The 21,621-nt window shown below is 57.0% G+C and carries 15 protein-coding genes; 7 read left to right on the top strand and 8 right to left on the bottom strand.

What is annotated here, in order from left to right; translation table 11 throughout:
• Positions 1–1,815: a glycosyltransferase family 4 protein gene (locus tag BLT66_RS26085; RefSeq protein WP_176955179.1), complete on the top strand. Its 1,815-nt coding sequence runs from the start codon at positions 1–3 to the stop codon at positions 1,813–1,815.
• Positions 1,816–1,830: 15 nt separating this feature from the next.
• Here BLT66_RS26085 and BLT66_RS26080 read toward each other — a convergent pair whose 3' ends face one another.
• The 3 genes from BLT66_RS26080 to BLT66_RS26070 are packed head-to-tail and all read right to left on the bottom strand — an operon-like array spanning position 1,831 to position 5,604.
• A complete protein-coding gene (locus tag BLT66_RS26080) occupies positions 1,831–3,702 on the bottom strand; it encodes a glycosyltransferase (RefSeq protein ID WP_092762853.1) in 1,872 nt (623 codons plus the stop codon).
• Complete coding sequence (locus tag BLT66_RS26075) at positions 3,702–4,643, bottom strand: hypothetical protein (RefSeq protein ID WP_092762852.1); 942 nt, start codon at positions 4,641–4,643, stop codon at positions 3,702–3,704. Before BLT66_RS26075 ends, BLT66_RS26080 begins: the two co-directional genes overlap by 1 nt.
• A gap of 13 nt (positions 4,644–4,656) precedes the next feature.
• Positions 4,657–5,604, bottom strand: a complete 948-nt coding sequence (locus BLT66_RS26070) for a UDP-glucuronic acid decarboxylase family protein (RefSeq protein WP_092762850.1) — start codon at positions 5,602–5,604, stop codon at positions 4,657–4,659.
• Positions 5,605–5,909: 305 nt separating this feature from the next.
• On the opposite strand from BLT66_RS26070, the gene BLT66_RS26065 reads away from it, so the two are divergent.
• A complete protein-coding gene (locus tag BLT66_RS26065; RefSeq protein WP_176955178.1) occupies positions 5,910–6,569 on the top strand; it encodes an outer membrane beta-barrel protein in 660 nt (219 codons plus the stop codon).
• Positions 6,570–6,581: 12 nt separating this feature from the next.
• Here the strand turns inward: BLT66_RS26065 and BLT66_RS26060 are convergent, their stop codons facing one another.
• From BLT66_RS26060 to BLT66_RS26040, 5 genes are all read right to left on the bottom strand, one after another.
• A complete protein-coding gene (locus tag BLT66_RS26060) occupies positions 6,582–7,577 on the bottom strand; it encodes a GlxA family transcriptional regulator (RefSeq protein WP_092762846.1) in 996 nt (331 codons plus the stop codon).
• Positions 7,559–8,164 (bottom strand): DJ-1/PfpI family protein, encoded by a 606-nt coding sequence (locus BLT66_RS26055; protein ID WP_092762844.1) that lies wholly within the window; start codon positions 8,162–8,164, stop codon positions 7,559–7,561. Before BLT66_RS26055 ends, BLT66_RS26060 begins: the two co-directional genes overlap by 19 nt.
• Positions 8,161–8,721, bottom strand: coding sequence for an isochorismatase family protein (locus tag BLT66_RS26050; RefSeq protein WP_092762843.1), 561 nt, complete (start codon positions 8,719–8,721; stop codon positions 8,161–8,163). Before BLT66_RS26050 ends, BLT66_RS26055 begins: the two co-directional genes overlap by 4 nt.
• A 283-nt stretch (positions 8,722–9,004) precedes the next feature.
• On the bottom strand, positions 9,005–10,657 hold the full coding sequence (groL, locus tag BLT66_RS26045) for a chaperonin GroEL (RefSeq protein ID WP_092762841.1): 1,653 nt from the start codon (positions 10,655–10,657) through the stop codon (positions 9,005–9,007).
• Positions 10,658–10,710: 53 nt separating this feature from the next.
• On the bottom strand, positions 10,711–11,001 hold the full coding sequence (locus BLT66_RS26040; protein WP_092762839.1) for a co-chaperone GroES: 291 nt from the start codon (positions 10,999–11,001) through the stop codon (positions 10,711–10,713).
• Positions 11,002–12,111: 1,110 nt separating this feature from the next.
• Here BLT66_RS26040 and BLT66_RS26035 point away from each other — a divergent pair.
• The 5 genes from BLT66_RS26035 to BLT66_RS26015 all read left to right on the top strand — a co-directional run.
• Complete coding sequence (locus BLT66_RS26035; protein WP_092762837.1) at positions 12,112–14,442, top strand: type I restriction-modification system subunit M; 2,331 nt, start codon at positions 12,112–12,114, stop codon at positions 14,440–14,442.
• Positions 14,439–15,485: a phosphoribosyltransferase-like protein gene (locus BLT66_RS26030; protein ID WP_092762835.1), complete on the top strand. Its 1,047-nt coding sequence runs from the start codon at positions 14,439–14,441 to the stop codon at positions 15,483–15,485. The genes BLT66_RS26035 and BLT66_RS26030 overlap by 4 nt, the downstream gene beginning before the upstream one ends.
• Positions 15,482–17,578, top strand: coding sequence for an NADAR domain-containing protein (locus tag BLT66_RS26025; protein ID WP_092762833.1), 2,097 nt, complete (start codon positions 15,482–15,484; stop codon positions 17,576–17,578). Before BLT66_RS26030 ends, BLT66_RS26025 begins: the two co-directional genes overlap by 4 nt.
• Complete coding sequence (locus BLT66_RS26020) at positions 17,578–21,186, top strand: type I restriction endonuclease (RefSeq protein WP_176955177.1); 3,609 nt, start codon at positions 17,578–17,580, stop codon at positions 21,184–21,186. The genes BLT66_RS26025 and BLT66_RS26020 overlap by 1 nt, the downstream gene beginning before the upstream one ends.
• Before the next feature lie 200 nt (positions 21,187–21,386).
• A partial coding sequence (locus BLT66_RS26015; protein WP_143029259.1) for a helix-turn-helix domain-containing protein occupies positions 21,387–21,621 on the top strand: 235 nt, incomplete at its 3' end.

The raw sequence follows: 21,621 nt of genomic DNA, 5'->3' as shown, positions 1-21,621 counted from the left end.
ATGTCTTACCAAGCTCCCAAGATTCTGATTGACGCGGTGTTCTTCCAGTACAACCGTTCGGGCATTGCCCGCGTCTGGTATTCCTTGCTGGAGGAGTGGGCGCGCGACGGGTTTGCGGCGCAGCTGCTGGTGCTGGACCGCCAAAATACTGCGCCCCGCATCCCCGGCATTGCCTACCGGCAGATTCCCGCCCACAGCTATGCCGCACCGGATGCAGACAGGGCCATGCTGCAGCAGGTGTGTGACGAAGAGGGCGCGAGCCTGTTTGTGTCCAGCTACTACACAACACCTCTTGGTACACCCTCGGTGTTCATGGCCTACGACATGATTCCAGAGGTGCTGAACTGGGATACCTCCACGATGGCCATCTGGGTTGAAAAGCACGCGGGCATTCGCCATGCGAGTGCTTTTATTGCCATCTCACAGAATACGGCCAATGATTTGTGCCGGTTCTTCCCTGCAATCCGCCCTGAGCAGGTATCGATTGCCCATTGCGGTGTGGATTTCAAGGCACCTCCTGCTGCGCAGATCGAGTTATTCAAAACGCAGCATGGCATCCAGAAGCCGTACTTTTTATTGGTAGGTAGCCGGGGCGCCTACAAGAACGCGAGCCTGTTCTTTCAGGCCTTCGCTGCATTGGGTGATCAACGGGGTCAGTACGCGGTTGTCTGTACCGGTCCATGGTCAGCACTCGAACCTGAGTTCAGTGTCCATGTGGGGGACGCCAGTGTGCACATGATCGAGGTGGACGACCAGAGCCTGCAATGTGCTTATGCGGGCGCCATTGCACTGGTCTACCCCTCTCTGTACGAAGGCTTCGGCATGCCGATTACCGAGGCGATGGCATGCGGATGCCCGGTGATCACCTGCCCCACCGGGTCGATACCCGAAGTGGCCGAAGATGGCGTGCTGTATGTGCCACCCACCGATCTCGCAGCAATGACCCGCGCGTTGTACCAGGTACAGGGCCCGGTTATGCGGGCCGTACTGGTCGCCAAGGGGTTGCAGCGCGCCGCCGCCTTCTCCTGGGGAAGAATGGCCTCCGAAGTCAAAGCGGCCTTGCTGCGGGCGGACGTGCCTCCGCTTGAGCGGAACGCCAGCGCTGCAGCGCATCACACAATAGATACACATACGGGGACCAATATGCTGTCTGAAATCATTCCGGCTGAGATCATCAATGACGATTTCTACAAAGTGTTGAATGCACTGGCCAGCAGAGAAGATCTGAAGAATTTTCTGGAGATTGGTTCTTCCAGTGGCGCGGGCAGCACGCACGCATTTGTTTCGGCCCTGCGCAACCGTGTCGACGCCGACAGCACTCGGCTTTACTGCATGGAGCTGAGTACCGAGCGGTTTACCGCGCTGCGCAATGCCTATCTGGATTGCCCGTTCGTCAAGGTGTACAACCAGTCGTCGGCAGCTTTGGATGAGTTCCCCTCCGAGCAAGAGGTTGCGTTCTTTTACGCAAATACCCGCACCACACTGAATACCTACCCGTTGGAGCAGGTACTTTCGTGGCTGCGGCAGGACATCGATTACATGCGCAAGGCGGGCCTGACCCAGAACGGCATAGAGCTCATCAAGAAGGAGAACGGCATTCTGGATTTCGACATGGTGTTGATCGATGGATCGGAGTTCACCGGAGAGGCCGAGCTGTACCACTGCATGGGTGCGCGGGTGATTGCCTTGGACGATGTGAATTCACACAAATGCTTCAATGCCTACCGTATGCTGACCAACCACGTGTCGTATGCGCTGACCCACCAGAATATGGAGTTGCGCAACGGGTTCGCCGTGTTTGAGCGCAGGTTCTAAAGTCGGCCGGGCGGCTTACCTTTTGGTGAATATGGCCAGACCGTTGGCGATGTCCGGCTCTGTAAACAGCAGCTGGTAGACCGGGTCCTGGGAAAGATAGGCCAGGCTGCGCTGGTTCTTATAGGTCTGCGTACATTCCAGGATGATGGTTTCACAGCCATACAGCTGTTGCAGTTCCGCAAAGCCGGTGAACTCACGGCCGTTGATCACCGTCATGTCAAACTGGCCAACACCCAGCTGGGCAAGGATGCTGGGAATGGCATTCGGGGTCAAGCCGCCGGACTCCATTTCAGCCACATCTTGGCGTAGCCAATCCAGCACATGGTCCAAGGGATAGTCCTGCAATTTGCCCGGCGTGGTCGCGTAGAACTGGCGGACATCCGCCTCGCTGGGGAAGGCTTCGCGTTCCACCGAGCTGGCGTGGTAGCCGTGCACGAATCCTTGCTCCGCGTAGCGTTGCACCATGGCCTCCAGCCGGGCCAACGAGTTCTCGACGCAATGCAGCTGCGGCGAATGGGTGTTGTGTCCCAGCTGCGCTATCAATGTGTCCATGTGCGGGCTGGTGGCGGCACCTACTACCAGCACATGCCGCAGCGAGGGGCTTTGTGCGAGCGTAGCCAGTAGCGTATGCAGCGCCTGGTTTGGCGCCACTGCGGATTCCACGGCCGGCGCCGCTAGGCCTGCCTGGATGTAATCCATCTCGGCGCGCAGACTGGCAACGTGGGCGGTTTGGCCCAGCGCTTGTGCGATCTGCATCTGAAATGCCGCGCATTGCACCGCTTCGGCGGGACTGGGATAGATATGCCTGTGGCCGCGGTAGCTCTCTTCGGCCGTTGAGGTAGCGAGATCAATTTTCGACTGGACTCCGCCCAGCAAGCCCAGGCAATGGCCTTTCCAGGGCAAACCGTTGCGGGCAAACCATTCTTGGACTCCGCGCACCATGCTGCGGTTGATTTCGAACGGATCTATGACTTGGCGGAATGTTTCGCGCACCGCACCAGGCACGCGTGCCGTAGCCAGCAAGGCTTGTATGTGTAAAGCCAATGCCTCCGTCTCGGGGGCGGACCGGGAGATGCATTCCGGCAATTGCAATGAAAGGTCTTGCAGGGGGCCACGGATATCGTCGCAGACCAGCACCGGCACATCGTTCAGCAGAGCTTCCATCACCGAGTTGGAAATGCCCTCTGTCGTCGAGGTATGCACCAGCAAGCGGGCCCGCGCCAAGTAGGCGGACACTACGCTGTTGTTGGCTCCGATGGGGCGGCCATCGATCACGATGCGCCCGTCTATGCGTACCAATGCATAGGGGTCAAAAGGATAGTGAAAGTATTCAATCTGCTTGCCGGCCTTTTGCACCACGTCGAAGAACGAAGCCAACAGCTCCGGGCTGGAGCCCAGCGACTGGGCAAACAAATAGGCGGTGACGTTGGCTGCGAGCAGCGACTCCACCAGCAACTGCCCACGCTTGAGTGCAACCGGCGAAAAGACTGACACGACGTCGACAGTCTTCAGGCTGGGTGGGGTGGTGGAGGTAAATGGCAGGCCGGCGTTGTGCAAGCCGTAAGGCAGCTCCTGGGTCAGCGTGCGCAGAAAGCGGGCACCCACGCCTTCAAAACGCTCAATCACCTTGTCCGGGTAAAGCTGCCGCGCCTGGGCCACAGTTACAGGGTGGGCAAACATGGCACCAATGCAGCGCGGCTGGGGCAGCCAGTCGACGATGTCTTGGTAGCCGTTGGCGGCGGTGAGTACGTAGTAGTTCTGTTCTTCAAAAAGTCGGACCCGCTCTTCGGTCGGGCGCCAATCGCCCTGGCACAGTACCAGCACGCCGGGGCTGTCCTCGCAGCGCTCTTTGAAGACCTGCGCGTCCTGCATGGTGGAGAGTCCCATTAACCGGTCTTTCGTGTCAGCAGCTTTCGGAATTCCGTGCAGGACATGGGCTCCATAAGCTGCACCTGGTCCCCCGCGAGCTTGGCCGTCCAGTGGTGGAGGAACAGCGGTGAAAAGTCGAACTTTCGCTCGGGCAGCGCCTGGAAGTAACGCATCAGATTGTCGCGGTTGACGTCTTGCCAGTCGTCAACCAGCAGCACTGGCAAGTCGGCAAACAGTCCGGCCAAGGCATTCTTTTTAACGATGGGAATGCAGCCGAGCAAGAGGGCCTCCCAGGTGCGATGGCAGTCCATGCCTGCACCCTCGGGGCTGACGACAAACATGCATTCGGCCTGGCGTAGCCAGGTGCTGTTGCGCGGCACGGCGCTGGGCTCGAAGAAGCAGACGGACTTGTCCATCCTGTCAAAGCATTCCTGGCGGTCGCCTCGGCCCATGGCGAAGTGCCAATTGCAATACGCCGTCAGATAGCGCTGGTTGAACTCAGGCGAGGCAGACAGGGCGTTGAGCAGTGCGTTTTCCTGCGCGATGGGAGACATCGCGGTGATACCCCACAGGCCAGGCCGCTCCCACATGGTGTGGTAGTCCAGCCCAATGGGCATTGTCGCCAGCTTGGGATGCTGGGTGACCAGATTTTGCGCGTACCAACTTTGCAGATGGGGACTGCCCAGCAATGCGCTGATCGCCGGACTCGACAGCATGGCCTCGTCTACTGGCACGTCGCTGTCGCCACTCACCAGCACAAACGGATCGCGGATCTGCGGGAGAAAATTCATCGCAAAATTCTGTAGTGCGTCGGTGCACACATAGATAGCCCGGCCCGGGCGATGGTGGCTGAGTAGGTCGGGCTCTATGTGGGGATGGCTGGAGACCGGCTTCGCATGGTGGCTGCTACAGGACTTCAGCAGGCCCCGGCTGGAGACGAAGGTCGTGAGTTGTTCCATAGGTCCACGGCGTTCAGGCTAGCTGGGCGAAGTAGGCGATTGTCTTCTCCAGGCCTTCACGCAAGGGGATGGTGGGCGACCAGTCCAGCATCTTGCGGGCGAGGGCCAGGTCCGGCTTGCGCTGGCGGGGGTCATCCGCCGGAATCGGCAGATTCACAATGCCCGACTTGGTACCGGTCAGGGCCACCACTTGCTCGGCCAACTCGCGCATGCTGAACTCTCCGGGGTTGCCGATGTTCACCGGGCCGGTAAAGTCATCCGGGCTGTCCATCATGCGCAGCATGGCTTCGATCAGGTCGTCCACGTAGCAGAAGCTGCGGGTCTGGCCGCCGTCGCCGTACAGCGTGATGTCCTTGCCCTGCAGCGCCTGCATGATGAAGTTGCTGACCACCCGGCCATCATCGGGGTGCATGCGTGGCCCATAGGTGTTGAAAATCCGTACCACCTTGATACGCAGCTGGTGCTGGCGGTGGTAGTCGAAAAACAGGGTTTCGGCACAGCGCTTGCCTTCGTCATAGCAGCTGCGAATGCCAATAGGATTTACGCGGCCCCAGTACTCTTCGGGCTGGGGGTGCACCTCGGGGTCGCCATAGACCTCAGAGGTAGACGCCTGCAGGATCTTGGCCTTGCAGCGCTTGGCCAGCCCCAGCATATTGATGGCGCCGTGCACGCTGGTCTTGGTGGTCTGTACCGGGTCGTGCTGGTAGTGCACCGGGCTGGCAGGGCAGGCCAGGTTGTAGATTTCATCCACCTCGACGTACAACGGGAACGTTACGTCGTGGCGCATCAGCTCAAAATTGCTCTTGCCCAGCAAATGGGCGACGTTGCTTTTGCTGCCGGTGAAGAAGTTGTCCACGCACAGCACATCGTCACCCCGCTCCACCAGGCGGTCGCACAAATGGCTACCCAGGAACCCAGCCCCTCCGGTGACCAAGATTCTTTTTCTCGATTTCTCACGCATTGCGTCTCCTCAGTTGATGGGCTGTAGGTAAGCCAAATATCCGGTATCTTCGCCGATCATAAGGTGCGCCATAGCCGGAAAGTGATGCCGTTCTAGCGGCTTGTCCAGCGCTTAAACCAGGCATCTTTGCCAGCCCTACACCGGGGTGCAACCCGTGCTCAAGCTTCTTACATTTGCTTTACCGCACGGTGACCGGGCAGACAGCTTGCGGCGTTTCAATGGTTTTGTGCAGAGCGGGTCGGGCATCTGTTGCGGTGGGCAAAGGTCTCCGCATCCGCCGCCTGCGCATTAACTTAGGAGTACCCATGAAGCTGAATGTCTTTTTTTCCTCCATCGCTTGTGTACCGCTCGGGCTGGCCCTGGCGGCGCCATTGGCCCATGCCGCGGACCCGGCTGGCGATGTGTATGTGGGTGGTGGGTTATCGGTCAGCCGCGCCTCGGGCCTGGGCGGGAAGATCGATTCCGCGTTGTCCAGCCAGGGCATTGCCAGCAGCACCTCGGCCGACCACAGCAGTACCAATCCGAACTTTCGCCTGGGTTACCGCATCAACCCCAATGTGGCGGTAGAGGCCAGTTACGACCGGGTCGGCAAGATGGACCTGCAGTCTGCCATCAGCTCGCCGACCGCCGACTCGGCGTCCGGTACCTGGAAGGGCCATGGCCTGGGCCTGCACGTGCTGGGTATTGCGCCGCTGGACGACAAATGGTCGCTGTACGGCCGCGTTGGGGTGGAGCGCTGGAAAACCAGCCTGGACCTCGCGTCCAACGCCGGTGGTTCGACCGGCTACGACGCCACCAGCTCACACACTTCGCTGGCCCTGGGCGCAGGTGCCGCTTACGCCATCTCGCGCAATGTCGACGCCACGGCGGAACTGGTGCACTACAACCATGTAGGCGACGCCACGTCTACCGGCAGGACCGGGTTGAACCAGTTCAACTTCGGTCTGCGCTACCACTTCATGTAACCGGGGCTGCGGTTAACCGGGGCGGGCTTGCGACGGCGCTCCGGCCTGGCCCAGCTGGTGCCAGGCCCGGCGCAGCTGGGTGTCGGAGCTGAAGCCGGCCAGCTCGGCCGCCTGGTTGACGCTGTGGCCGGACTGCAGCGCGGTGTGGGCTACAGCCAGTCGGATACGGCGCAGGTACTGCAGCGGCGCGATCTGCGCGTACTCCATGAACAAGCGGGTCAGATGGCGCGGCGAGGTGTGGGCGATGCTCGCCATGCGCGGTACCGTCCAGCCATGGCGCGGGTCCAGGCTGACGGCGTCCTGCACCTTGTGCAGGGCCGGGTGCAGGTGGTTGCGGTAGCTCAGGAACGGCGACAGCTCGGGGTCGTGCGGGCCGCGCCGCAGTGCCACCACCATGGTTTGCGCCACCTGGGCGGCTATCGGTTCGCCGCAGGTATCCGCTATGCGCTGCAGCACCAGGTCGATGCCGGTGGTCACGCCCGCGCTGCTGTACACCGGTGCGTCTTCGACAAACACCCGGTTCGCCACCACCTCGCATTCGGGGGCCACGCTGCGCAGCTCGTCCAGATGCTGGTGGTGGGTGGTGACGCGGCGGCCTGTCAGCAGGCCGGCGTGGGCGGCCAGCAGGGTGCCGGCGCACACCGTCACCAGTTCCAGCTGTTCGGTCACCAGGCGCAGGCCGCGCAGCCAGTGCAGCACGGCGCGGGCTGCAGCGTTGTCCACCGCAATGGTGCTGCCCGGCAGGCCGACCAGTACCACCCAGTGCGGCGTGGCCGGGTGGGCCAGCAATGTGTCGGGCAATGGCTGCACTCCGGTCAGCTGGACACCCACGGACGACGGCGTGTCTACGTCCGGGCCGACAAACTGCAGCGCGAAGCGCTCGGGTTGGCCCTGGGCGACCAGGCACTGGTTGGCAATGCGCAGCGCTTCCGCCGGGCCAGCCCAGTCGAGGATCAGGCTGTTCGGCATCAGCACGAACAGCACCTGGATCAGGGGTTGGGCTGCCATGCGTAATCCATTTGCCGGGCCGTGCGTGCCGCCAGTTCGGGGCTGGCCAGCTTGGCCACCAGGTGCAGGCACATATCGATGCCAGCGCTGATGCCCGCCGATGTGATGGTGCGGCCGCAATCCACCCAACGCGGGCCAGTCTGCACGTCGAGTGCAGGGAACAGGCGCTGCAGGTCGGCCACGTCTTCCCAATGCGTAGTGACAGGGCCGCTCTGGATCACGCCGCTCTGCGCCAGCAGGAAGGCGCCGGTGCAAACCGAGGCCACCGTGCTGGCGGTACCCGCCGTGGCGGCGATCCAGTCGGTGGTGGCCTGGTCAACCATGGCGGCATCGACTACGCCACCGGGAACCACCAGCAGATCGGTCGCGCTGCAGCTGGCGAAGGTGGTGTCGGGATTTATGCTTAATCCGGCTCTGGCGCGCACAGCATCTGCGCTACGTGCTACGCATTGTGTAGCAAAAAGCGGTGCATCGTTGGCATGGCTGCGGGCATGGATCCGGGTGGCGGTGGTGAAGACTTCATAGGGGCCGGCGAAGTCCAGCGCTTCGACGTCGTCGAATACCAGGATGGCAACGTGGTGCGTCATGCTGCGGCTCCGGCCAGGGCTTGTTCCACCGTGCAGATGCGGGCGAAGCGCTCGGTCAGCACGGCGGCGGTGCGGGCCTTGATGTCGGCGGCGGCCAGCACCGAGCCGTCTAGGTGCTGCATGTCCCAGGTCAGTGTGGCGTCCAGGCAGTAGTCTACTGCCCAGCCCAGGTCCGACGCGTGGCGTGTCGTGGTTTCGCAGCACTGCTCGGTGCGGATGCCGCTGATGATCAGCTTGCCGATGCCGTTTTCGGTCAGCCAGACGTCCAGGCCGGTGCCCACCAGCGCGCTGTGGCGGCTTTTGGTGAAGGTGGCGGCGGCTTCGAACGGCGCCAGACCGGCGATGGGCTGGATGTGGCCGGACTCGACGGCGAAAGCGTTGTCGGCCGTCTTGGGTCCGGCCACATGGAAGATGCGCACGATAGGGACGCCGCGGGCCACGCAGCCGTCGATCAAGGCGTTCTGTTCCGCGAGGTAGCCGGGCAGGGTGGCCGGCGTGAAGTAGGGGCGCTGCCGAAACGACTCTTGGGCATCGATCAAAATCAGACAGGTTTTCATGGTGTGTGCGCCGCAGCTCGTAGTGGATGATGCGCTCAATTCTCCTGCGCCTCCAGCCAATCAGCCATTCGCCATCAGACCAGTTTCGATCATTTTAGGACACGCATGAAAAAACCCCGCAGAGCTCGCACTCTGCGGGGTTTCTTCGTTTCCCCGTATTAGACGGGGAAGCTTGTTGCGTCGCGCAACGGTTCGCTGGCAAGGCGCAGCAACGAAGGCAGTAGCAACGCTACGACTAGGCGCTGCAACGCCGCCAGCGATCCGTTTCGCGGCGACGAGGCATTTACATGCCCATGTCGCCCATGCCGCCCATACCACCCATGCCACCAGGCATGCCGCCGCCAGCACCGGATTCGTCCTTTGGAGACTCAGCGATCATGGCTTCGGTCGTCAGCATCAGGGATGCGACGGAGGCTGCGTTTTGCAGTGCGGTGCGGGTCACTTTCGTTGGGTCCAGAATGCCCATTTCGATCATGTCGCCGTATTCGCCATTGGCAGCGTTGTAGCCGTAGTTGCCCTTGCCGGCCAACACAGCAGCCACCACCACGGAGGCTTCTTCGCCTGCGTTGTAGACGATTTCGCGCAGAGGCGCTTCGATGGCCTTCAACACCAGCTTGATGCCGGCGTCTTGGTCAGCGTTGCTGCCCTTGATGTCGCCAGCAGCTTGCTTGGCGCGCAGCAGAGCCACGCCGCCGCCAGCCACAATGCCTTCTTCCACAGCAGCGCGGGTAGCGTGCAGGGCGTCTTCCACGCGGGCCTTCTTTTCCTTCATTTCGATTTCGGTGGTCGCGCCAACCTTGATCACGGCAACACCGCCAGCCAGCTTGGCCACGCGTTCTTGCAGTTTTTCACGGTCGTAGTCGCTGGTCGCTTCTTCGATTTGAACGCGCACTTGCTTGACACGGGCTTCGATGTCGGCAGCTGCACCAGCGCCATCAATGATGGTGGTGTTTTCTTTGCCCACTTCGATGCGCTTGGCTTGGCCCAGGTCAGCCAGGGTGACCTTTTCCAGGGTCAGGCCGACTTCTTCAGCGATAACCTTGCCGCCGGTCAGGATGGCGATGTCTTCCAGCATGGCCTTGCGGCGGTCGCCGAAGCCAGGAGCCTTCACAGCCACAACCTTCAGGATGCCGCGGATGGTGTTGACCACCAGGGTCGCCAGTGCTTCGCCATCGACTTCTTCAGCGATGATCAGCAGAGGACGGCCAGACTTGGCAACTTGTTCCAGGGTCGGCAGCAGGTCACGGATGTTGCTGATCTTCTTGTCGAACAACAGAACAAACGGGTTGTCCAGCAAAGCGGCTTGCTTTTCTGGGTTGTTGATGAAGTAGGGCGACAGGTAGCCGCGGTCGAATTGCATGCCTTCGACGACGTCCAGTTCGCTGTCCAGCGACTTGCCGTCTTCCACGGTGATCACGCCTTCTTTGCCAACCTTGTCCATTGCGTCAGCAATGATCTTGCCGATGGATTCGTCGGAATTGGCGGAGATCGAACCGACTTGGGCGATTTCCTTGGAGGTGGTGGTGGCCTTGGAAGCCTTCTTCAGTTCGGCGACCAAAGCAGTCACTGCCTTGTCGATACCGCGCTTCAGATCCATCGGGTTCATGCCGGCGGCCACGTACTTCATGCCTTCGCGGATGATGGCTTGTGCCAGCACGGTCGCGGTGGTGGTGCCGTCACCAGCCAGGTCGGAGGTCTTGGAAGCAACTTCCTTGACCATCTGCGCACCCATGTTTTGCAGCTTGTCTTTGAGTTCGATTTCCTTGGCCACGGACACACCGTCCTTGGTCACGGTAGGGGCGCCGAACGAGCGCTCCAGAACCACGTTACGGCCTTTAGGGCCCAGGGTCACCTTGACTGCGTTAGCCAGGATGTTCACGCCTTCAACCATGCGTGCGCGGGCTTCGCCGCCGAAAACTACGTCTTTTGCTGCCATGAGAATTTCTCCGGAATCAATAAATGGGGGAATGGACTAGAAAGGGAAAAGATTTACTTTTCGACGACTGCGAACAGGTCGTCTTCTTTCATGACCAACAGTTCGTCGCCAGCCACCTTGACGGTCTGGCCGCTGTACTTGCCGAACAAAACGCGGTCGCCGACCTTGACGGTCAGAGCAGAGATTTCACCCTTGTCGTTCTTTTTGCCTGGGCCCACAGCCAGCACTTCGCCTTGATCTGGCTTTTCAGCAGCAGAGTCAGGGATCACGATGCCGGAGGCGGTCTTGGTTTCGCTGTCGATGCGCTTAACGATCACGCGATCGCCGAGAGGACGTAGGTTCATTGGATCTCCTAGATTTGAAACATTGGGAAAGAGGCGTGGGGTGAGTGCTAGCACTCAACTCCTACGAGTGCTAATGATAAGGCCATCTTGTGACGTTTCAAGGGCAAAGCTGTAAATGACAACTGCGGAACGTCATTGAACATTCGATTTCTCGTCGCTTAACATTCAATTCTGAAGCTTGGCACTTGTTCGGCGCCAATCCAGCAGAGCTATCTGGGGTAACGACGGGTCAGGCTGGCTTGTTCTATCTGTCGATTTTCAGTTGATTCTGAGCTCTAAACTCCTAACTCCGTTGCGCCAATAAAAAGCTGAAAAACGCAGAATTGTTGTTTTTTTGTGTCAAATGCGTGTGGCGCTCTGGACAATCGTGGTCGACAGGGGTGATTTTGTGCAGCTTGCTCAGCGATTGGGCGGCCAGTCAGTTGCGGACTAAGTGCCTGTTACATTCGTTGCCATAAATGCATCTTCGCGGCATTGAAGTCAGCTTGGCCAAAGCGCAGGTATGACGATGCGCTGCAGATCCACGGATGCGCTGGAACTGCCTCCTGGTGCATTCCGGGATCTGATACGGCGGAAGTAGTAGTCAGTTTGATACTGAAGATTTCAGCAAATTGACCCCTTGGTCACTTCAAGATCGTGGTTTCTACGCGATTCTGAGATTTCGAATTTTTGTTGGCCATTCGCAAGTCCTTCCGCCGCGCAGACTTCTAGTCCCAAGCCCGGCATTACCGAAAGTTGATGTTCGTCGCCCATTCCACGGAACGTGCGGCAGGCGGGTCACTCGGTAGTGCGAAACTGCGTATCCGATGCAACTACCACCTGTGACATATGCCTTTAGTCTAGGTTGCGATCCCAAGGCGCTCGCACTTTGTGTTGACTTGTCGGGCGTTCTTGTCGTTACAGCAGGTGTTTTGTTACCCATATCGCACAATATAGATACAACTTAAGTCCGCATTCATGTGGAAGCTGGGTACTCCACCGGTGTTTGCTTGATATGCAATATCCGGCGGCAAGAACTAGATCAAGGCTAGGCATACGTTGCTGATGTGCTTAAGCCAGCTATGTAATCCGTTGCTGCGGCTACCATTAACATTAAGAACTACAAACTCAATGGACCAAACTCAACTCACTTGGCTCACCAACTTCATCTGGAACATCGCCGATGACGTTCTGCGTGACGTTTACGTGCGCGGCAAATATCGTGATGTCATCTTGCCTATGACGGTCTTGCGCCGCCTTGACGCAGTGCTGGAGCCTACGAAGAAGGATGTGCTGGAGATGAAGGCTGCGCTAGACCACGAGAAAGTCGTCCATCAGGACGATGCCCTGCGCTCGGCAGCGGACCAGGCCTTTTACAACACGTCGCCTTTCCTGCTGCGTGATCTTAAGTCCCGTGCCACGCAACAAGCGTTGCGCGATGACTTCGAGGTTTATTTGGACGGTTTTTCGCCCAACGTTCAAGACATCCTGACAAATTTCGAGTTCCGCAATCAAATTCCTCGGCTTTCCAAAGCCGATGCGCTGGGACAGTTGATCGAGAAATTTCTGGACAAAGACATCAACATCAGTCCGCATGCCGTAGGCGACCTACCAGCGTTGGATAACCACTCCATGGGCACGATGTTCGAAGAGCTGGTGCGCCGTTTCAACGAAGACAACAACGAAGAGGCTGGCGAACACTGGACGCCCCGCGATGCCGTGCGACTCATGGCAAATTTGATGTTCCTGCCGGTAGCCGACAAGATCGAGTCCGGCACATACTTGCTTTACGACTGCGCCTGCGGAACAGGCGGCATGCTCACAGTGGCAGAAGAAACGCTGCAAGAGATTGCCAAAGCCTACGGAAAACAGGTTGCCACGCATCTATATGGCCAAGAGATCAACGGCGAGACCTACGCTATATGTAAAGCTGATCTTTTGCTTAAAGGTGATGGTGATGCCGCAGACAACATCGTGGGTGGACCCGAGCATTCCACGCTGGCCAACGATGCGTTCCGCTCCCGCGAGTTTGATTTCATGTTGGCCAACCCGCCTTATGGTAAGAGCTGGAAGAGCGACCTGGAGCGTATGGGGGGTAAGAAAGAACTGAAAGACCCCCGTTTTGTCATTCAGCACGCGGGCATATCCGACTACTCGTTGGTGACCCGTTCCAGTGACGGCCAAATGCTCTTTTTGGCCAATATGCTCAGCAAGATGAAGCACGACACTCCGCTGGGCAGCCGCATTGCAGAGGTGCACAACGGCTCATCTCTGTTCACGGGTGATGCGGGGCAGGGCGAGAGCAACATTCGCCGCTGGATCATCGAGAGCGATTGGCTGGAGGCCATCGTCGCGCTGCCACTTAACATGTTCTACAACACCGGCATTGCCACCTACGTTTGGGTGCTTACCAACCGTAAACCTGAGCATCGCAAAGGCAGAGTTCAGCTCATTGATGCCACGCAGTGGTTCAAGCCGCTGCGCAAAAACATGGGCAAGAAAAACTGCGAGCTCAGCGCAGACGACATTCAGCGGGTTTCCGAAACTTTCTTGGCTTTCAAAGAAACCGATGAGTCCAAGATATTCCCTAATGCCGCCTTTGGCTACTGGAAGGTGAAGGTGGAGCGCCCCCTGCGTCTGCATAGCCAGCTCACCCGCCAACGCATTGAAGCATTGCGCTTCGCTTCCGGCGATGAAGACCTCCGCTCCGTGTTGCGCGACGAACTGGGTGACGCCTTGTTTGACAACCATGCCTCCGTTCGCAAGTCGTTAGAGAAGCTGCTGGATGATTGGGGCAAGACTGACGGCGATGCTGAAGACGACGAGAGCGGAGAACCCGCCGTCAAAAAAGCACTACCAGAAGCCAGGAAGAAGAAGCTGCTGAGCGATGCCACCTGGAGGCGCGATGCCACGTTGGTAGAGATCGCCACCAAACTGCGCGAGGCACTAGGCGATGCCCTTTATGAGGACCACAACGTATTTCTGGAAAAGGTGGATACCACGCTGAAAGGCCTCGGTATCAAACCTAGCGCAGCCGACCTCAAGCTCATCATTAACGCAGTGAGCTGGCGCGTGGAAGACGCACCCCGCGTTATCAAAAAGATTCACAAACCAGGCAAGACAAAGCCAGACCCATTGCGCGGGTTATTTGACGTCCACATCGATGGCGACACTTGCGTTGTGGAATACGAGCCCGATAGCGAACTGCGTGACAGCGAACAAATCCCTTTGCTGGAGGTGGGCGGCATAGAAGCCTTCATCCGCCGCGAGGTGCTGCCCTACACGCCCGATGCCTGGATTGTGGACGCCGACACGAAGATTGGCTACGAAGTCAGCTTCACCCGCCATTTTTACAAACCGCCTCAGTTGCGCACGCTGACAGAGATCAGCGCCGACATTTTGGCGCTGGAGCAGGAAACTGAAGGGCTGTTGAGCGAAATCACAGGGGGAGTTGGAAAATGAAAACGAGAGCAGAACTATTGCAATCTATCGCGAACACGATTCAAGATTACCGCGCCGGTGAGATTCCGCAACCAACCCCTACTCACGTGGATCGATGGGTTCGGCAGTTCGACTCGGATGTGCAGATTCCGCTGTTGACGGAGTTGGACTTTGCGCTCGACAAGACTTATTTTTCTAAAAACGTGGTTGCAAAGTTCTTTGCTAACCAAATTCAACACAAAGAAATTACCGGCGATAACCCACGCGAATTTTGGCGGCACGCAAATTTTTTGAGTATTCAGGCGCATGGGCAAAGTCAAGGTGAAATTCTTGCGTTGTTTGACGATGCGCTAAATGTACATTGCGGCATTCCAGTTTCGGACTGTGGAAGCGATGACGGACCGTTCTTCTATTTGGACGATGTCTTGTTTAGCGGTGGACGTATTGGCTCAGACTTGAGGGTTTGGATTCAAAATGAGGCGCCTACAAAAGCTACTGTTCATATTCTTGTCATTGGTACACACCGGTTAGGTGAATGGCAAACCATTAAGGGCTTGAAGGCCGCGGCGGAACAAGTCGGGAAGACGATCACATTTACTTGTTGGGCAGCTGTTCGCTTTGAGAACAGAAAGGCATACAAAAACAAGTCTGAAGTGTTATGGCCTGCTGCGGTACCCAATAACGCAGCAGTCGGCGCATATATGGCCCTTGAGACGAGGTTTCCTTTTGAGCCACGTCAGGCGGGGTGCATTTTGGAAAACAAAATATTCTCTGGTGAGTCTGGTCGGCAGGTGCTGGAGCGCGAGCTGCTTATAGCAGGCGTGAAAATTCGGGCAGGTTGCAAAGACCCCAAAACGTCCATGCGCCCATTGGGCTTCAGTGCGTTCGGCCTCGGTTTTGGTTCAACCATCGTCACTTACCGAAATTGCCCCAACAACGCGCCTCTTCCGCTTTGGTGGGGCGATGCGACTGCAACTTCTGGCGCCATGCATTGGTACCCCCTTTTGCCACGTAAGACGTATGCCCAGTCTGATGTTTTGGCGGACTTCGACTTTGAGCTATGAGTAGCGGCAAAGACCTTCGTACTTATAACCGTGCCGACTGCGCCGTCTTCCGCAAGACCGCAGAAGCGTTTGGTGGGCTTTCCAACATGGCACCCGGGTTCTCGGTGCGGATCAACGGCGTGCGTATTCTGACTGTTGAGGCGCTCTATCAGGCTTGCCGATTCCCACATCTACCCGAAGTGCAGCGCAAGATAATTGAGCAAACTAGTCCGATGACCGCCAAGATGGTTGGCAAGCCATATCGGGGCGATTCACGCCCCGATTGGGATCGAGTGCGCGTCAAGATCATGCGTTGGGTGCTGCGCCTCAAGCTCGCCATGCATTGGACGCAGTTCAGCGCACTGCTGTTGTCCACCGGTGACATGTCCATCGTTGAAGATTCGCGCAAAGATGATTTCTGGGGAGCGATGCCCACGGATGCTGCAACGTTGGTGGGCATGAATGTACTGGGCCGCTTGTTGATGGAACTACGTGAAGAAATCAAGCAAGGCGCAGAGCTGCGGCGCGTAGAGCCACCAGCTATACCGGACTTCTTGCTCTTCGATGAAGTGATGGGCGTGGTCGACTTTAGCAATGACAAATCCAAACCCTATGCGGTGGACGTGGCGTCCACCCATCTCGCTGTTGACGACTTCTCGATGTCTCTTTTTCCCGGCCTAAATCCCGACACATCGAGCTTCTCCGTGACTGCTGGCGGGCACGATGTCACTAGGGCCGAAAATCAAAGCCTCACTGCGAATCTGAAACCTTACTCGGATTGCAAGGAGTCTGGCCTTCCATGGCTAGGGGAATGTCCGGAACACTGGTCGCTTAGGCGAACGAAAACACTGTTCGTTGAACGGGTAAAAAAAGGGTTTCCTAAAGAACCTTTGCTTGCGGCTACGCAAACGAAGGGAGTGGTTAGGAAAGAAGACTACGGGACTCGCACAGTCACTGCACAGAAAGACTTGCACCTATTGAAGCTCGTTGAGCCCGGTGACTACGTGATTAGCCTGCGTTCGTTCCAAGGTGGCATTGAGTTTGCGCACTACCGGGGCATCATCAGCCCTGCATACACGGTGTTACAGCCGGGAGCAGACGCCAGCTCGGGCTACTACACACATTTTTTCAAGTCTCGCCCATTCATCGACAGCCTATCGCTTTTCGTTACCGGTATTCGCGAGGGGCAAAATATCGATTACGAACGCATGAGTCGTGCGGAAATGCCACTTCCGCCAATTGATGAACAAGTAGCCATCGTGCGGTTTCTGGCGCACGCGAACCAGAAAATAGATGGCTTCATCCGCACCAAGCGCAAGCTGATTGCGTTGCTGAATGAACAGAAGCAGGCAATTATTCACCGCGCCGTTACGCGCGGACTCCACCCAGATACCCCCCTTAAACCCTCTGGCATCCCTTGGCTAGGTGAGATTCCGTCGCATTGGGGAGTCGTCCGCAATATGGCGCTATTTACCCACCGAGTAGAGCCTGGCATCGCAAGGCTTCCTGTTCTTCAGGTGAGCCTTCGTTCTGGTATCACTGCCGAGGAGTTGGACCAGTTTGGGCGCCCAAAGAGGCTGATTGCGGATGCGACGAAATACAAACGCATTTACAAAAATGACGTGGCCTACAACACCATGCGGATGTGGCAAGGAGCTGCTGGTGTTTCATACAGCGATGGCCTTGTCAGCCCTGCTTACGTTGTACTGAAGCCTCGGAAAACTACCTGCCCAGAATTCTATGACTTCATATTTCACACAGAGGTTTACAAACAGCAGGTCAATCGCCAGTCCACTGGCATAGTTTCAGATCGCAATCGTCTGTACTGGGATAGCTTCAAACAGATGCCGAATCTCAGCCCGCCAAGAGCGGAACAAGAAGAAATCGTCTCCTTCATCGCGAATCGGACAACACACCTAAATGTCGCCATTGTCCGCACCGAGCGCGAAATCGCTTTGATGCAGGAATACCGCACCCGCCTGACCGCAGACATCGTGACAGGTAAGTTGGATGTGCGCGAGGCGGTGATGAATTTGCCAGATTTGCCCCCAAACACGATGCCAGAGTCAATCGCGGAAGAGGCATTAGAAGAAATTGAATGCGAGGAAAGCTGATGCCCAATCGCCCCACCATTCCAATCCCCGTGCAGCGGCAAGTGCTACACGAGTCGTGCCACCGCTGTGCGGTGTGTGGCTTTGGCTTGTCTATTGAGCTGGCACACATCATTCCCTGGCGAAACACGAAAGACCACAGTGCTGCTAATTTAATTGCACTGTGTGCAACCTGTCATGAAATGGCGGATCTGCAAAAGTGGAATAGTAAAGACTTCGAGGTGTACAAGAAGAAGCCTTGGGCACTTCGCGTAAATGTTGCCAAACCCGCGAGCGCACCGCAGCAAGCCATGGTCGATTTGATCCTCGCTCGTGATGCGGCCGATATGGGCGAGTACCAACGCATACAACTTGTCCAAATGATTGCGGCGTATTCCGGGGTCATGATTTCTGAAATCAAGGTGGTTGCTGTTACCCCGAGCAATAGTTCGTTAATTCGTTTGGAAATGCCAATGGCTGCGGCGGAAGGCCTAATTGCAAGCTTTCAAGCAGGAGATCCGCGCTTGGCTTCCTTCTTGGACCAGTTCGCCCAAGGGCGTTTAGCGTTGGATCTCGACGCAACAAATATTGCCGAAGAACCGCCGATGTTTGGAATGGACGGCGGTATCAAGCTGATTGAGACCGCGCGGCCGACGCCTGCCGAGAAGGCGCCAGTGACCAATGTGAAAGAAGAGGGGTTGGAGTCGTTGATCGTCGGGGCGATGACGCACTTTGGCTGGCTGCTGGGCACCAACGCTGATTACGAGCGGGAATATGCGGTTGACCTGAAGCAGCTAACCGCTTTCTTGGAGGCCACGCAATGGAAGGTGGCGCAGGAACTTGAGCTGCGCACCGTTGGGCCTGTGCGCCGGAAGTTCTTGGCGCAACTGCAAGGCGAAATTACCCGGCGTGGCACGATTGATGTCATGCGTAAGGGCATTGACCATGGCAAGCACCATGTAGACATGTTTTACGGCACACCTTCGCCTGAAAACGAGAAAGCCGTGGTACGCCATGCGGCCAACCGCTTCAGCATTACCCGCCAGTTGCGCTACAGCCGAGAGGAAACAAAGCGTGCGCTGGATCTAGTGCTGTTCATTAACGGCATGCCGGTGGCAACGTTTGAGCTCAAAAACAGCCTGACCAAGCAGACTGCGGAGGATGCGGAAGAACAGTACAAGCGTGACCGCGATCCGCGTGAAACCTTATTTGCTTTTGGCCGTTGCGTGGTGCACTTTGCGATGGATGACCACGAGGTGCAAATGTGCACTGAGCTGAAAGGTAGTAAAGGGATGGCCAAGGACTCATGGTTCTTGCCGTTTAACCAAGGCTGGAACCAGGGTGCCGGCAATCCGCCCAATCCCTATGGCATCAAGACGGACTACCTGTGGCGGCGCATCTTTACGCCCGGTGGGCTGACTGACATTCTGGAAAACTTCGCCCAGATTGTGGAAGAGAAGAATGAGAAGACGGGCAAAAAGAAGCGGGTGCAGGTGTTTCCGCGCTTCCACCAACTGGACGTAGTGCGAAAGCTGCTGGCGGATGCGGCTTGGTTTGGAGCGGGTAAGACGTATTTGATTCAGCACTCGGCGGGCAGTGGCAAGTCGAATTCCATAGCTTGGCTGGCGCATCAACTGATTGGGCTGCGTAAGGGCGGGAAGGATGTGTTTGACTCCATCGTCATCATCACCGACAGGGTGCTGCTGGACAGGCAGATTCGCGAAACCATTAAGGGTTTTGCCCAGGTGTCCTCGATCATTGGTGCGGTGAGGGATGGTGACGGTGTGTCCAAGACGCAGCAGCTCTCCAAATTTCTGAAAGACGGCAAGAAGATCATCGTTTCCACGGTGCAGACCTTTCCGTTTGTGCTGGACAGTATTGACGAGGCGCACCGGGGAAAGAAGTTCGCCATCGTCATTGACGAGGCACATTCCAGCCAGGGAGGGCGAACCGCTGCCGCTATGAGCATGGCTTTGTCTGAGAACGGCGCAGAGCAGGAAGACGAGACAACTGAGGACAAGATCAATCGCATCATTGAATCCCGCAAGCTGCTGACCAACGCCAGCTACTTTGCGTTTACTGCTACGCCCAAGAACAAGACGCTGCAAATTTTTGGTATTTCTTACCGAGCGGGCGATGAGATAAAGCACCGACCGTTTCACAACTACACGATGAAGCAGGCCATACAGGAAGGCTTCATTCTGGATGTGCTGAAGAACTACACCCCTGTGGAAAGCTACTACCGTTTGGCGAAAACAGTGGAGGGCGACCCTGAATATGACGTAAAAAAGGCGCGCAAGAAGTTGCGCGTATATGTGGAAGGCCACAGCAAGGCCATTCGCGACAAAGCCGAGATCATGGTGGACCATTTTCATGAACAAGTGATTGGGCAGAACAAGATTGGCGGTCAGGCACGGGCAATGGTGGTGACCAGTGGCATCCAGCGGGCGATTCAGTATTTCTTTGCCTTCAGCGAATATTTGGACGAAATCAAGAGTCCCTACAAACCCATCGTCGCATTTTCCGGTGAGCCAGAATACAAAGGCGAAAAGGTAACTGAGGCCAAGCTAAACGGCTTTCCCAGTAACGACATTACCGACAAAATTCAGGAAGACCCGTATCGGTTTTTGATCTGTGCAAATAAGTTCCAGACTGGCTATGACGAGCCGTTGTTGCATAGCATGTATGTAGACAAAGCGCTGTCAGGGATCATGGCTGTACAGACGCTTTCGCGCTTGAATCGTGCCCACCCGAAAAAGCATGATGTGTGTGTGCTGGATTTCCAGAATGATGTGGAGGCGATTGAAAAATCGTTTGCGGCCTACTACCGAACGACCATCCTGAGTAAAGAGACAGACCCCAACAAACTGCATACGCTTAAGAGTGAACTGGACCAGTATCAGGTGTATTCACTCGAGCAGATTGATTCCTTGGTGGCGCTCTATTTGGGAGGTGCGGATCGTGACAAGCTGGACCCGATTCTTGACGCTTGTGTGGCGGTGTACATAACCGAGCTGGATGAAGACGGGCAGGTGGACTTCAAAGGCAAGGCGAAGGCCTTTACCCGTACCTATGACTTTCTGGCGACCATATTGCCCTATGGCGTGCAGGGCTGGGAGCGGCTTTCCATCTTCTTGAACTTTTTGATCTCGAAGTTGCCCGCCCCCATAGAAGAGGATCTTGCAAAAGGAATTTTGGACGCTATCGACATGGACAGCTATCGTGCTGAGAAAAAAGCAACGATGGCAATTGCCTTGCCAGATGTGGATGTTGAAATTGAGCCGTTGCCAACAGCAGGTGGGGGGCGTAAGCAGGAGTCTGAGTTGGACCGTCTGTCGAATATTGTGAAGGCATTTAACGATCAGTTTGGCGGGCTGTTCACTGATGCGATTCGGATGGAAGGACGCATTACCGATGAAATTCCGAGAAGAGTGGCGGCGGATCAGGCTTTTCAGAATGCGAAAAAAAATTCAGACCGACAGAACGCGCGTATCGAACACGATAAGGCGTTGAAGCGCGTTATTACGGCATTGTTTGTCGATGACGCCCAGCTGTTTAAACAATTTCAGGACAACCAGTCGTTCCGTCATTGGCTGACTGATACGATTTTTGGGATGACCTACGGAGATTGAAGGGCGATTAATTTTGCGACGACTTGTGCATTTTTTATGTGAAATATATCCAGGTTCTGTATGGGAAAGCCAGATGAAGATATATGGATGTTAGTGCCGATCCAAAACTGACCAGCTAAACCGCAAAGTGCCGATCCAAAATTGACCAGGGTGTTCCACTGACCTGCTGAAACTTTCAGCAGGGATTCAAGGTGATCACCATGGACATGATTGGCAAGGTCAGGCGCATGAAGTTGCGCGACCAACTCTCCCTCAGCGAGATCGCGAAGCGCACCGGGCTGTCGCGCAACACGGTCAAGAAGTGGCTCAAGGCACCCGGCGAGGCCGTGCCCAAGTACGAACGCACCAGCGTCGAGGGCAAGCTCACCGCCTTCGAGCCGGCCCTTCACCAGGCCCTCACGACCGACAGCCATCGGCCCAAACAAGGCCGGCGCA

This window comes from Rhodoferax sp. OV413, assembly GCF_900104385.1.
GTDB lineage: Bacteria > Pseudomonadota > Gammaproteobacteria > Burkholderiales > Burkholderiaceae_C > Rhodoferax_B.
This window is presented reverse-complemented; position numbering and strand designations above follow the sequence as displayed.